Origin of the sequence: Pseudomonas sivasensis (assembly GCF_013778505.1) — a bacterium.
GTDB lineage: Bacteria > Pseudomonadota > Gammaproteobacteria > Pseudomonadales > Pseudomonadaceae > Aquipseudomonas > Aquipseudomonas sivasensis.
This window is the reverse complement of the sequence record NZ_JAAOWU010000005.1, coordinates 43,533-57,404: the sequence shown is the minus strand read 5'-3', so window position 1 is coordinate 57,404 and position 13,872 is coordinate 43,533. Positions and strand designations below refer to the sequence as shown.

10 protein-coding genes and 1 pseudogene are annotated in these 13,872 nt (G+C 60.1%); 6 read left to right on the top strand and 5 right to left on the bottom strand.

Annotated features, from left to right (window positions below):
• Positions 1-97 precede the first annotated feature (97 nt).
• Both G9Q84_RS11190 and G9Q84_RS11185 read right to left on the bottom strand, forming a co-directional pair.
• Positions 98-1,051, bottom strand: coding sequence for a 2-hydroxyacid dehydrogenase (locus G9Q84_RS11190; RefSeq protein WP_095184593.1), 954 nt, complete (start codon positions 1,049-1,051; stop codon positions 98-100).
• Positions 1,052-1,190: 139 nt separating this feature from the next.
• On the bottom strand, positions 1,191-1,385 hold the full coding sequence (locus tag G9Q84_RS11185; protein WP_032887188.1) for a hypothetical protein: 195 nt from the start codon (positions 1,383-1,385) through the stop codon (positions 1,191-1,193).
• Positions 1,386-1,622: 237 nt separating this feature from the next.
• Between G9Q84_RS11185 and G9Q84_RS11180 the strand changes: the two genes are divergently transcribed.
• Positions 1,623-2,900, top strand: a complete 1,278-nt coding sequence (locus tag G9Q84_RS11180; RefSeq protein WP_032887187.1) for a serine/threonine transporter — start codon at positions 1,623-1,625, stop codon at positions 2,898-2,900.
• 144 nt (positions 2,901-3,044) lie between these two features.
• Complete coding sequence (locus tag G9Q84_RS11175) at positions 3,045-4,694, top strand: SulP family inorganic anion transporter (protein WP_181643312.1); 1,650 nt, start codon at positions 3,045-3,047, stop codon at positions 4,692-4,694.
• 641 nt (positions 4,695-5,335) lie between these two features.
• On the opposite strand, the gene acnB is transcribed toward G9Q84_RS11175, so the two are convergent.
• Positions 5,336-7,945, bottom strand: coding sequence for a bifunctional aconitate hydratase 2/2-methylisocitrate dehydratase (gene acnB, locus G9Q84_RS11170; protein WP_032887185.1), 2,610 nt, complete (start codon positions 7,943-7,945; stop codon positions 5,336-5,338).
• A 396-nt stretch (positions 7,946-8,341) separates the two neighbouring features.
• On the opposite strand from acnB, the gene G9Q84_RS11165 reads away from it, so the two are divergent.
• On the top strand, positions 8,342-8,812 hold the full coding sequence (locus G9Q84_RS11165) for a DUF1289 domain-containing protein (RefSeq protein WP_181643311.1): 471 nt from the start codon (positions 8,342-8,344) through the stop codon (positions 8,810-8,812).
• 72 nt (positions 8,813-8,884) lie between these two features.
• Here the strand turns inward: G9Q84_RS11165 and G9Q84_RS11160 are convergent.
• A pseudogene (locus tag G9Q84_RS11160) lies at positions 8,885-9,748 on the bottom strand (universal stress protein).
• Between the two features lie 150 nt (positions 9,749-9,898).
• Here G9Q84_RS11160 and G9Q84_RS11155 point away from each other — a divergent pair.
• Complete coding sequence (locus tag G9Q84_RS11155) at positions 9,899-10,501, top strand: MiaE family protein (protein WP_032887182.1); 603 nt, start codon at positions 9,899-9,901, stop codon at positions 10,499-10,501.
• On the opposite strand, the gene G9Q84_RS11150 is transcribed toward G9Q84_RS11155, so the two are convergent.
• A complete protein-coding gene (locus G9Q84_RS11150; RefSeq protein ID WP_181643310.1) occupies positions 10,457-11,656 on the bottom strand; it encodes an MFS transporter in 1,200 nt (399 codons plus the stop codon). The genes G9Q84_RS11155 and G9Q84_RS11150 overlap by 45 nt on opposite strands.
• Before the next feature lie 157 nt (positions 11,657-11,813).
• Between G9Q84_RS11150 and G9Q84_RS11145 the strand changes: the two genes are divergently transcribed.
• Both G9Q84_RS11145 and G9Q84_RS11140 read left to right on the top strand, forming a co-directional pair.
• Positions 11,814-12,521, top strand: a complete 708-nt coding sequence (locus G9Q84_RS11145) for a winged helix-turn-helix domain-containing protein (RefSeq protein ID WP_181643309.1) — start codon at positions 11,814-11,816, stop codon at positions 12,519-12,521.
• On the top strand, positions 12,522-13,799 hold the full coding sequence (locus tag G9Q84_RS11140) for an ATP-binding protein (protein WP_032887179.1): 1,278 nt from the start codon (positions 12,522-12,524) through the stop codon (positions 13,797-13,799).
• The last annotated feature ends 73 nt before the right edge of the window (positions 13,800-13,872 follow it).

Here is a 13,872-nt window from a genome sequence, read left to right as displayed (position 1 = left end):
GACTATTTCCTAATCTAATGCGCACGACCGCCCAGCGACAAGGTCGGGGCGGCTTAATAGGTTAGCGTGTTGGATGATGATCAGCGTGCCTGATTGGTCATTTTACGGGCGCGGGTAACACGACCGGCGTGAGCACTGGTCGGCCGGCGAAGTACTCCACCAGATTGTCGGCCACCCGTTGCACGGTGTCGTGAGCGGCTTCCGGTGAAAGGCCGGCCACATGGGAGGTGAGTACGGTATTGCTCAGGTGCTTGAGGGCGTCGGGCACCTTGGGTTCGTCGTCGAATACATCCAGCGCAGCCCCGCCAATGCGGCGCTGTTCAAGGGCGGTGATCAGGTCGGCGGTAACCACCACGCTGCCACGGCCGATATTGACCAGGTAGCCATTCGGCCCCAGAGCATCCAGGGCGTGACGATCAATCAGGTGACGGGTGCTCGGGCCACCGGGCGTGGCCAGGATCATGAAGTCCGAAGTGCGCGCCAGCTCCACGGCGCTGGCGCAGTAGGTGTAATCCACATCATCACGGGGCTGACGGTTGTGATAGCTCACTTCCATACCGAATCCGAGGGCGGCGCGCTTGGCGATTTCCAGGCCCACGGCGCCCAAGCCAAGAATGCCCAGTTGCTTGCCGCCCAGGGAAGGGCGCATCACCTTGGGCCATTCACCGCGCCGCACGGCGACGTCGGTCTGCGGGATGCCGCGCACCAGGGACAGCAACAGCGCCATAGCGTGGTCCGCCACCGACGGCGCATTCACCCCGGCGCCGTTGGTCACGACAATCCCACGATTGCTGGCGGCCTGCAGGTCAACATGTTCGTAACCGGCGCCGATCACACAGATGATTTCCAGCAGCGGCAGCGCGGCGATTTCGTCTGCGTAGAGGCCCAGGGGGCCGCGGGTCAACACGGCGTTGATCTGGCCGCCATGGCGCTTGATGGCTTGGGCTCGTTCGGCTGGGGTTGGCGCCAGGATCACATGAAAGTCATTGCTCTCGATGATTTGCAGGTAGTCGTTGATGGTTTCAACCAGGACCAGAACAGTGGTGGTCATCGGACGGCTCTTCCTTGTGGGGCGGGATGGAAGAGAGAGTATGCGACATTTTATAGGGCGGTGATGCAAGGTCCGCAGGGGGCGGGTAGAGGGCAGTGAATCCATAGCATGGATCCACGCCCTGGTGAGTCGCGCAGTCTTAGCCGATGCGAGGCATTGGGATCATTGTGTTGTTGGGTTTGGGCGCGGCAGCATATTCAATGCCGTTGAAAGGGAAGCTGGGAGGCTGCTGTGGCTTGGGCTTATCTTGTGCCGCGATTTGATCGGCAATATGCATCGCCACGCTGTCGACCAAGTGGCCGGCGTGGGACAGATTGAGGTTTGAAATCGTCATGGTTGAATCTCCAAGGTTTGTGATAAGGCTCCCTCTGAGTGGGCGAAACAGGCGTCACGTTCCTGACTGGAACAAATTGTCGTCAATTGGATTGATCTGCTTCGTACAACCATTCCTCAGCTAAGTCTTTGCTTATTCAAAAGAATCCCGGACAATCCGGCCCCTTCTATGGTCGGGGCGCTGCCTGTCAGGTTTTTCTGACTCGTCCCGGCCGTGTAAATGCGGAGATCCGACCGGATGAATGATCAGGCCAATAGCGTCGACGAACGCTATGCAACGACACCTGCAACCCTCACAAGCTGGAGCCGCCAGGACACCACCTGGATGCTTGGCCTGTTCGGCACCGCCATTGGCGCCGGTACCTTGTTCCTGCCAATCAACGCCGGCCTGGGCGGTTTCTGGCCGCTGGTGATCCTGGCAGTGCTGGCGTTTCCGATGACCTTCTTTGCCCACCGTGGGCTGACCCGTTTTGTGCTCTCCGGCCGTGAAGGTTCGGACATTACTGATGTGGTCGAAGAGCATTTCGGTATCAAAGCGGGTGCACTGATCACCTTGCTGTACTTCTTCGCGATTTTCCCGATCCTGCTGATCTACAGCGTGGCCCTGACCAACACGGTCAGCAGCTTTATGGAGCACCAGTTGCACATCATGCCGCCGCCACGGGCGCTGCTGGCGTTTGTGCTGATCCTCGGCTTGCTGGCGGTGGTGCGTTGCGGCGAACAAGTGATCGTCAAGGCCATGAGCATGATGGTGTACCCGTTTATCGTCGCCTTGCTGTTCCTTGCGGTGTACCTGATCCCGCATTGGAACGGTGGCATCCTCAGCACCGCGAGTGTGGTCCCGGCGCCTTCGGCCTTGCTCAATACCCTGTGGCTGGCGATTCCGGTGATGGTGTTCTCGTTCAACCACTCCCCGATCATCTCGGCGTTCGCGGTTGACCAGAAGCGCCAGTACGGCGAACACGCCGATGAGCGCAGTTCGCAGATCCTGTCCCGCGCGCACCTGTTGATGGTGGTGATGGTGCTGTTCTTCGTGTTCAGCTGCGTGCTGACCCTGTCGCCGGCCCAGTTAGCTGAAGCGAAGGCGCAGAACCTGTCGATCCTGTCGTACCTGGCCAACCACTTCAACAACCCGACCATCGCGTTCGCTGCACCGTTGATCGCGTTCGTGGCGATTGCCAAGTCGTTCCTCGGTCATTACATCGGCGCGAGCGAGGGCCTCAAGGGTCTGGTGCTCAAAAGCGGTCGCCGTCCAGCTGCGAAGACGCTGGACCGTATGACTGCGGGCTTCATGCTGGTGGTGTGCTGGATCGTCGCCACGCTGAACCCCAGCATCCTCGGCATGATCGAGACCCTGGGCGGGCCAATCATTGCGTCGATCCTGTTCCTGATGCCGATGTACGCGATCCGCAAGGTGCCGGCCATGGCCAAGTACCGTGGGCACGCGTCCAACGTGTTTGTCACCGCAGTGGGCCTGGTGGCAATTACTGCATTGATTTACTCGCTGCTGTCCTGAACCCAGGGCTCACGCAAGCAAGCCGATTCGCGCATAGCGCGAATCGGCTTTTTTTTGCCCGCGCAAAAGCTGATGCGGCTCAACCGCAGCCGAGCAATGAGGGCTAAGCTTACGCACGCTTTTTGCCAGGATGGGTTGGGCCGATTGAAGACTGAAACCGATGCACCCGTTGCCGTACCGTCGAACCGCATCCAAGACCTGCTGGCTGGCTTATCCATCGCGGGTTTGCTGCTGCCCGAAGCCGTCGCCTATTCCAGTATCGCCGCGCTGCCGCCCCAGGCCGGGGTGATCGCTTTATTTGCAGGCCTGGTGTGCTACGGCCTGTTCGGCACTAGCCGCTTTGCGATTGTTTCGGCTACCTCGTCGTCGGCGGCCGTTTTGGCGGCGGCGACGGCGAGCCTGGCGGGAGATGAGCCGGCATTGAGGCTTTCCCTGGCCTTCGGGCTGGTACTGCTCACCGGGGTGTTTTTCCTGTTGGCCGGCCTGTTGAAACTTGGCGGCGTCACTTCGTTTATCGCCAAGCCCGTGTTGCGTGGCTTCGCCTTCGGCCTGGCGCTGACCATCATCCTCAAGCAATTGGCCAGTGTGGTGGGCGTGCACCTGACCGATAACAACCTGATCCGTTTTCTGCCGCAGTTGCTGGAGCAGCTACCGCGTTGGAACTGGCCTGCGGCACTGGTGGCGGGGCTGGCGTTGCTGGTGTTGTGGCTGTGCGCACGCTTCCCGCGTCTGCCGGGTGGTCTGGTGGTCGTGGTGCTCGGCATCGCTGCCGGGCAGTACCTGGACCTGCAGGCCTATGGCGTGGCGCAGATCGGCATGATCGACCTGCGCCTGGAGCTGGGGCATTTGCCGATGCTGCCGTTTGCCGACTGGCTGCGCCTCGGGGAATTGGCGTTTGCGCTGGTGATGATCCTGTACGCGGAGTCCTACGGCTCTATCAGTTCGTTCGCGCTCAAGCATGGCGACCGCGTGTCCTCCAACCGTGACCTGCTTGCGCTGGGAGTGGCCAACCTGGTCTCCGGTCTGTTCCACGGCATGCCGGCCGGTGCCGGGTATTCGGCGACGTCGGCCAACGAGGCGGCCGGCGCCTATTCGCGCCTGGCGGGGATTGTCGCGGCGCTGGTGATATTGCTGATCGTGCTGACGGTGCTTCCCTATGTCGCGCTCACGCCGGAGCCGGTGTTGGCGGCCGTCGTCATCTATGCCCTGGGTCGAGGCTTGAGTTTGCAGCCGCTGGGGCGTTATTTCCTGTGGCGCCGCGATCGCGTGCTGGTGATTTGTGCGGTGGCGGCGGTGCTGGTGCTGGGCGTGCTGGATGGTTTGCTGCTCGCGGTCGCAATCAGTGTGATGTTGATGCTGCGCCAGATGTCGTCGGCCGACATTCAAGTGCTGGGCCGCCTGGGTGACAGCCATGACTTTGTCGACCGCCTGCACCATGCCGATGCCCTGGCCGTCCCGGGGGTATTGATCGTGCGGCCCAGCGAAGCGCTATTTTTTGCGAATGCCGAGCGCATCCTGGGCGCGGCCTTGCGCCTGATGCGTCATTCCCAGGCGCAGGCGGTAGTGTTGAGCCTGGAAGAATCGCCGGACCTCGACGGCACCAGCATCGAAGCGCTGGCGGCTTTTTTTGCGCAAGTACACGGGGAGGGCAAGCGCCTGGTACTTGCCCGCGTGCGGCATGACGCGCGCGAGGTGTTGCAGGGGCTGCCCGAAGCATTGGCGTCCCATGTGCTGCTCAGTGGCTTGAGCGTCGATGGCGCGGTGCAGCTGGCGCTGGAGGTGAGCAAGGCGTGACGCGTGGGGATTGCTCCAAATAGCGGTGGGTCAGTGGCAGATGCGTCAACTGACTCGCCCATCGGGGGCAAGCCCCCTCCCACATTTGGAGCGGTGTCTTCAGCCAGCTCATCTTCAGGATCAGACGGTGGTGCGGTTGAAGGTATAAGGTCGCCCGTTGCGGTCAAAGCTGTGGGAGGGGACAAGCCCTCTCCCATATTTGGATCGGTGTCTTCAGCCAGCTCACCTTGAGGGTCAGACGATGGTGCGGTTGAAGGTATAAGGTCGCCCGTTGCGGTCAAAGCTGTGGGAGGGGACAAGCCCTCTCTCACATTTGGATCGGTGTCTTCAGCCAGCTCACCTTGAGGATCAGACGGTGGTGCGGTTGAAGGTAGAAGGTCGCCCGTCGCGGTCAAAACTGTGGGAGGGGGCAAGCCCCCTGCCACATTTGGAGCGGTGTCTTCAGCCAGCCCACCTTGAGGATCAGGCGGTGGTGCGGTTGAAGGTATAAGGTCGCCCGTCGCGGTCAAAACTGTGGGAGGGGGCTTGCTCCCGATAGCGGTGGGTCAGTGACAGAGGGATCAATTGAATGTGTTTATATTCCAGGCATAAAAAAACGCCGCGTATCTTGCGATACGCGGCGTTTTTGTTACATCAACACCTTAGGCTTGAATCACCGGGATGTTGGCGCTTGCTGCGATCTTGCGGAACTCAGCGATCTGGTCGAAGTTCAGGTAGCGGTAGACGTCGCTGGCCATGGTGTCCAGTTTCGCCGCGTAGCCCATGTACTCTTCGACGGTCGGCAGGCGACCCAGGGTGGAGGCTACTGCCGCCAGCTCAGCCGAGGCCAGGTAGACGTTGGCACCATCACCCAGACGGTTAGGGAAGTTACGGGTCGAGGTCGACACAACAGTCGAGTTCGGTTCTACACGTGCCTGGTTACCCATGCACAGCGAGCAGCCCGGCATTTCCATGCGCGCGCCAGCCTTGCCGTAGATGCCGTAGTAGCCTTCTTCGGTCAGTTGGTGAGCGTCCATCTTGGTCGGCGGCGAGAGCCACAGACGGGTAGGCAGCTGACCCTTGACCTGCTCCAGCAACTTACCGGCAGCGCGGAAGTGACCGATGTTGGTCATGCACGAACCGATGAACACTTCGTCGATCTTCTCGCCGGCAACACTCGACAGCAGACGAGCGTCGTCCGGGTCGTTTGGTGCGCAGAGGATCGGCTCGTTGATTTCGGCCAGATCGATCTCGATGATTTCGGCGTATTCCGCGTCGGCATCGGCTTCCATCAGCTCTGGGTTGGCTACCCAGGCTTCCATCGCTTGAGCGCGACGTTCCAGGGTACGTGCATCGCCGTAGCCTTCGCCGATCATCCAGCGCAGCAGGGTGATGTTGGAGTTCAGGTACTCGGTGACGGACTCTTTCGACAGCTTGATGGTGCAACCGGCAGCCGAACGTTCGGCCGAGGCGTCGGACAGCTCGAAAGCCTGTTCCAGCGTCAGGTCGTTCAGGCCTTCGATTTCCAGGATGCGGCCGGAGAAGGCGTTTTTCTTGCCTTTCTTCTCGACAGTCAACAAACCGGACTGGATCGCGTAGTAAGGAATGGCATGAACCAGGTCACGCAGGGTGATGCCAGGTTTCATTTTGCCTTTGAAGCGCACCAGGATCGATTCCGGCATGTCCAGTGGCATTACGCCAGTGGCTGCGGCGAACGCGACCAGACCGGAACCGGCTGGGAACGAGATGCCCATCGGGAAGCGGGTGTGGGAGTCACCACCGGTACCGACGGTATCCGGCAGCAGCATGCGGTTCAGCCAGCTGTGGATGATGCCGTCGCCTGGACGCAGCGATACACCGCCACGGGTCATGATGAAGTCAGGCAGGGTGTGGTGGGTGGTCACGTCGATCGGCTTTGGATAAGCCGCGGTGTGGCAGAAAGACTGCATTACCAGATCGGTCGAGAAGCCCAGGCACGCCAGGTCTTTCAGTTCGTCACGGGTCATAGGACCGGTGGTGTCCTGGGAACCCACGGTGGTCATCTTCGGTTCGCAGTACGTACCTGGACGAACGCCTTTGCCTTCCGGAAGACCGCAGGCCTTGCCGACCATTTTCTGGGCCAGGGTGAAACCCTTGCCAGTGTCGACCGGTGCTTCAGGCAGCTTGAACAGGTCGGTAGGGCCCAGACCCAATTCGGCGCGAGCCTTGTCGGTCAGGCCACGGCCGATGATCAGCGGGATACGGCCGCCGGCACGAACTTCGTCCAACAGGACCGGGGTCTTCATTTCGAAGGTGGTCAGGACTTCATCGGTGCCGTGTTTGCAGACTTTGCCAGCATGAGGATACAGGTCGATGACGTCGCCCATGTTCATGTTGGTCACGTCGAATTCGATTGGCAGTGCGCCAGCATCTTCCATGGTGTTGTAGAAGATCGGAGCGATCTTGCTGCCGAAGCAGAAACCGCCGGCACGCTTGTTCGGTACGTAAGGTACGTCGTCGCCGAAGAACCACAGTACCGAGTTGGTAGCGGATTTACGCGAAGAGCCGGTACCGACCACGTCACCGACGTAGGCGATCGGGAAGCCTTGGCCGCGCATTTCTTCGATCTGCTTCATCGGGCCGGTCTTGCCTTGCTCGTCCGGCACGATGCCTTCGCGAGCCATTTTCAGCATGGCCAGGGCGTGCAGTGGGATGTCAGGGCGGGACCAGGCGTCCGGAGCAGGGGACAGGTCGTCGGTGTTGGTTTCGCCGGTGACCTTGAATACGCGCAGGCTGATCTTGTCGGCCAGGGTAGGGCGGTTGCGGAACCATTCGCCGTCAGCCCAGGACTGGATTACGGCTTTAGCGTGCTCGTTGCCGTTGCGGGCTTTTTCGGCGACGTCGTGGAACGCGTCGAACATCAGCAGGGTGTGCTTGAGTTGGGCCGCGGCGACAGGCGCCAGCTCGGCGTCGTCCAGCAGCTCGACCAACGTCACGATGTTGTAGCCGCCTTGCATGGTGCCGAGCAGTTCAACAGCGCGTTTCTTGTCGATCAGGGGGGAAGTGGCTTCGCCCTTGGCCAGGGCAGACAGGAAACCGGCCTTGACGTAGGCAGCTTCGTCAACACCAGGTGGAATGCGGTTGGTGATCAGGTCAACGAGGAATTCTTCTTCGCCGGCTGGAGGATTTTTCAGCAGCTCGACCAGGCCTGCGGTTTGTTCGGCGTTAAGCGGCTGGGGAACAATACCCAGGGCTGCACGCTCTTCGATATGTTTGCGGTAGGCTTCAAGCACAGTTATTACCCTCATCAGTGGTCCCACGGGACGCTCATCCAGAAATGAACGGCACGCATGCGCTCGGGGGCTTTTTGGGCCGCAAAGCCAGCGCTGCCGGCATTCCTCACAGAAGCTGCTTTCAAAGTTTTACGCCTGCAGAACGGAGCTGATGAGGGTTGGCGCGGTTGTTGACCTACCGGGGTCAAGTCCGCGCCAACACCGTTCTGAAGGAACGACTGTGCTCGTGACGCTTTGAAAACAGCTTCCAGCGGATTATTGGCGCCTTACAAGGCCGGATGATTCTACGGCAAAAAATTTCTAAAGGTAAGTTGCCATGGCAAGTTTGCTGGGTGATCAACCTTAGACAAAGGGCTAACATGGCGCACTGTTTCGCTGATTTGCGTGTCGTTGCCCATGTCCAACCAAACCATCAAGACCCCCTGCGTCGGCCTGTGCTCCACGGTTTACGGCGATCTGGTGTGCCGTGGCTGCAAGCGCTTCCACCACGAAGTAATCCTGTGGAATGGCTATAGCGAAGAAGAAAAACGTGCGGTATGGCTGCGCCTGGAGCAACTGCTGGTGCAGGTGATGGCCGGCAAACTGGAGATTTTCGACCCCAAGACCCTGCGCGGTCAGTTGGAGCAGCGCAAGATCCGCTTCGTGCCGCACCAATCCGAGTACTGCTGGGCATACCAGTTGATTGCGCGCGGTGCGCGGGTCATCAATAACCTGGAGGCGTACGGCATGGTGCTGTTGCCGGAGTTTCGTGAATGGGCGTTGCCGGAACTGCGCGATGCCATCGACCGTGAGTTCTTTATCCTGTCCGAGGCCCACTACCAGCGCTATATCGCCCCAGGGTTCCTCAGGGATGCGCTCTCTACCTGACGGCAAAAATCGGAATGTGGGAGGGGGCAAGCCGCCCCCCACATTGGACGTCGGTTATCTGGAGGATAGGCGTCAGGGTTTGGTGACCAGCTCTTCCAGGTGATCCATCAATGTCTGCGGCTTGAGCACCAACACATCACTTTCCACAGCATCCAGCACCACCTCCGCCGTGTTGCCGATCAGTGCACCGGAAATTCCGGTGCGCGCTACGGTACCGATGATGGTCACTGCTGCCTGCCACTTGTGCGCCGCGAATGGAATCAGCACATCCGCCGGGCCTTCCTCGATATGCAGGTGCGCGTCGTCCACGTCGAACTCAGCCTGGAACGCCTGGCACTGCTCGCGGTAGCGCGCTTCGATGGTTTCCTTGAGTTGGAACGTCGGGTCCGCCGCCGACAACATCGGCGACGGATGGGCGCTGATCACGTGCAGCTGCGCCTTGGCGAGGCTGGCGATGTCGAAGCCATGATCAATGATCGAATTGTGCAGCGAACGGTGCTCGCTGTCGGTATTGCCCACATCAATTGCTGCCAGGATCACCCCGCCAGCCCATGGCGTGGACGTCTTGACCAGCAACACCGGTGTCGGGCAAAAGCGCAGCAGCTTCCAGTCCGCCGGTGTCAGCAGCGCCTTCTTCAGCGGGCTGTCGGGAAAGTGTTGCTTGATCACCAAACCGCAGCCCTAAGCCTGCTGCACATCAATGATGGTTTCATGCAGGCTGGCATTCCACGCCTGTTCGGTGGTCACGCTGTAGCCATCCTCCTGCAATCCAGCCTTGAGCAGGCTCAACAGAGCCGAATGCTCATGGTTTTTATCGCAGACCAGCAAGTGCAAGTGCGCGCCGGTTACCTCGGCGATCAGCTTGGCGCGCTTGAGGGCCAGGCTTTCCGAATGCTCGGGCTCGATGACCACCAGGATGCTGCGGATGGCTTGCATGGTCGGGATCTCCAAAAGAGTGGGCGTGGAATAACTATAGTTGCTGCCCGGCAGCCGTCATGTTGATGCACATCAAGGCCGGTGGCTGGTGGTCTGCGGCGTGGTCGGTATAATCGCCGGCCTTTTGTGATCCTTTTGCCCGTGAGCCCGATGAACCTGCCAGAAATCCACGAATTCCTCGGTTGCCGCACCCCCGACGCCTGGGTCCAGGCCGCGTTGGCCGATCAGGAAACGCTGCTGATCGACCACAAGAACTGCGAATTCAAGGCCGCGAGCACCGCCTTGAGCCTGATCGCCAAGTATCACGGCCATGTCGACCTGATTAACATGATGTCGCGCCTGGCCCGCGAAGAACTGGTGCACCACGAACAGGTCATGCGCCTGATGAAAAAGCGCAAGATTGAACTGCGCCAGTTGCACGCCAGCCGTTATGCCTCGGGCTTGCGCAAAGTCGTGCGCAACCATGAACCAGTGAAATTGGTGGATACGTTGGTAGTCGGGGCGTTTATCGAGGCGCGCAGTTGCGAGCGTTTCGAAGCGTTGGTGCCGCATTTGGACGAAGAACTCAGCAAGTTCTACTTCGGCCTGCTGAAAAGCGAAGCGAGGCATTTCCAGGGTTACCTGAAGCTGGCCTACCAGTATGGCGATGCAAAGGATATCGCCCAGGTGATCGAGCGGGTGAGGGCGGCCGAGCAGGAATTGATTGAGTCACCTGACGTCGAGTTTCGCTTTCACAGTGGTGTGCCGGCCTGAGGCGACGGCCACGCCGATCAGTGCGGTGATCCCGGTCAGCAGCAGGATCACCGTTTGCGTGCCCAAGGGCGCTGCCAGCACGGCAATCACCAGGCCAGCCACGGGCTGTGGCAGGTTATTGAGTAGGGTGATCATGCCGACGGTCTTGCCAAAGTCCTCTACCGGGATGACCTGCTGGCGCACGCTGCGCATATAGACGCTGTACATCTTGTCGAAGCCTATAACCAGCAGGAAGCCAAGGCTGTAAGCCCACAGATTGGGGCTGACCGCCATGATCAGCGCGCCCACAGTGATCAGTCCGTAAGACACGCCGCCGAGGCGTTTTAACGGCAAGGTCGTGCGCGACAGGTAAAACAGAATCACGATAGTCACCAGCGCACCTGCCGCTTGCAGCAGCGCGTAGGCATCCTTGTCGGCGTTGAAATCGCCAGTGACCATGGCGGCGGATGTGGCCAGGGTGGCGCCAATGAGCAGGTTCACGCCCACCGTCAGCGCAATCAGGCGTTTCAACCCCGGCAGGTTGCGGATATGCGCGACGGCGATGCGCAGCGGTTGCAGCCAGATATCACGGTGCTGCTGATGGGGTTGCGGGTTGACTGAGGTGTTACGTTGCCACGCGCGCATCGCCAGGTCTGCCAACACGAACAGCCCTGCAACCCCCAGCACTACCCAATGCCAGGCCCACACCTCCAGCATCAGCGCGGCCAACAACGGCCCCAGTACCAGGCCGGATTGGTCGGCGATCTGGGAGTAGGACAACGTCTTGGCATAGCTGTATTGCGCAAAGATATGCGGCATCAGCACCTCCCGGGCCATGATGCCTTGGGTGGTCAGCACCCCACATAGCGCGGACAGCAGCACCAGCCAGTAGATACCGTCGAACATCCCGTAAAGCGCCACAGCCACCACACAGGCCAGCGCCCGGTAGACCTGGCTGATATGCAGGATACGCACGGGCGAATACTTGTCGCACACGGCGCCGCACACCGGGAAGGCCAGGAAGCGTGGCAGCGACTCGATAAAAAAGGCCAGGCCTGCCCACGACGCACTTTGGGTGGTTTGAAATACGATCAGCGGCACGATAAACAACAGGATCTGATCCGCCAGACGCGACAGGAACAGCGAAACAAAGAACGCCAGGTAATCCTTACGCATACAACTCCCTGTGATTGGCGTTAAAGAATGCAGGCTATTTGTAAAAAGCTCTTAAAAACATGAAGCTTCAGCGACGCCCGTTGGCTATCTGCTTCAGTTGCCCAGCTTGCCACCTATAATGCCGCCTCTTCAATCCGCGTGCGCGCACTGAGAACGTATGGAAAACCTGGGTCAGGGTAAGGTTCTGCTTGTTGAGGACGACGAGAAGCTGGCGGGGCTGATCGCGCATTTTTTATCACAACATGGCTTCGAGCCTCGCGTGGTACACCGAGGTGATGAAGCCTTGGCGGCGTTCCTGGCGTTCAAACCGAAAATTGTCGTACTCGACCTGATGCTGCCGGGCCAGAGCGGCCTACAGGTGTGCCGCGAGATTCGCAGTGTGTCCGACACTCCCATCGTGATCCTTACCGCCAAGGAGGATGACCTGGACCATATCCTCGGCCTGGAATCCGGCGCCGACGACTACGTGATCAAACCGATCAAACCGCCGGTGCTGCTGGCGCGCCTGCGTGCGCTGCAACGCCGCCAATTGCCGGAGCCTACCGTACGCGGGGCGCTGGCGTTCGGTCGGTTGGCCATCGACCGCAGTTGCCGGGTCGTCAGCCTGGGGGACGACAAGATCGACCTCACCACCATGGAGTTCGAATTGCTGTGGTTGCTCGCCAGCAACGCCGGCACCATTCTTTCCCGCGATGACATTCTCAACCGCATGCGCGGCATCGCGTTCGACGGCCTTAACCGCAGCGTCGACGTCTACATCAGCAAACTGCGCGGCAAACTCAATGACAACCCACGTGAGCCGGTGTGTATCAAGACGATCTGGGGCAAGGGGTATCTGTTCAATCCGTTTGCTTGGGAGGTCTAGATGCTGCGCTTATACATGCGCCTGTACATCATCCTCGCGCTGGGGTTGGCGGGGGCGATTTGGCTGGTCAACTACACCTTTGATGAACTGCTGCCCGAAGCCAACGAAACCTATAATCGCGAAGCCATGCGTGGCCCGGCGTACGGTCTGGTAGAGCAGTTGCGCCCGTTGCCAGCCGATGCGCGCCCGGCGCGGCTGGCCCAATTGCAGCCACATTATGGTTTGCTGCTGAAACTGGTCCAGCGTGATGAATTGGCCCTGACCCCCCGTGAACAACAATTGTTGGCGGCCGGCCACTTGGTAGTGCGTGGCGATTTCATGGAGTTCATCGCCTCGGTCGACAGCGGTCCACAACTGCTCGAAATCAAACTGCCGGCAGAGCCGAAATGGCTATACCTGTGGGCCTACAGCCTGCTGGGTCTGTGCCTGGCGGTAGTGCTGTATTTCTGGGTGCGTCCGCATTGGCGTGACTTGGAGCACATCCGTCTGGCCGCACAACGTTTTGGCGACAACGACCTCGGCTCGCGCATCCTGCTGCCGCGCCGCTCCACCGTGCGCGAACTGGCCGGGCACTTCAATCAGATGGCCGAGCGTATCGAGAGCCTGATCGCCAACCAGCGCGAACTCACCAATGCGGTGTCCCATGAGCTGCGTACGCCAATTGCACGATTGTCGTTTGAACTCGACCAACTCAAGCAGCAGGCCGACCCGCGTCAGCGCAGCGAATTGATCGCTGATATGTACGCCGACCTGGGCGAGCTGGAGGAAATGGTCTCCGAACTGCTGACCTACGCCAGCCTGGAACGCGGCGCGACCCAGGTCACTCGCGAGCGCATCGAAGCCCATAGCTGGCTCGACAGCGTGATCGGTAGCGTGGCCCTGGAGGCGGAGGCGGCGGGCATACACCTGTCGTTGCGCACCTGCGAAGTGGACGTGATCCAGATCGAGCCGCGTTTCATGGCGCGAGCGGTGATCAACCTGCTGCGCAATGCCATCCGTTACGCCGAGCACCGTGTGGACATTTCACTGATCAAATTCGGCAACGGTTATGAAGTGCGGGTATGTGACGACGGCCCGGGTGTACCCGAGGAGAGCCGGGCGAAGATCTTCCAACCGTTTATGCGCCTGGATGCCAGCCGTGATCGCCGTACCGGCGGCTTCGGCCTGGGCCTGGCGCTGGTGCAGCGAGTGTCCCAATGGCATGGCGGGCAGGTGCATGTGCAGGATTCGGAGCGGGGCGGGGCGTCGTTTCGGATGACGTGGGCGAACGCTGAATAACGTTTATGAACACGATGAAGGTCAAATGTGGTGGAGGGCTTGCTGTGGCTGAGCAAGCCCTTCATCACAGGGT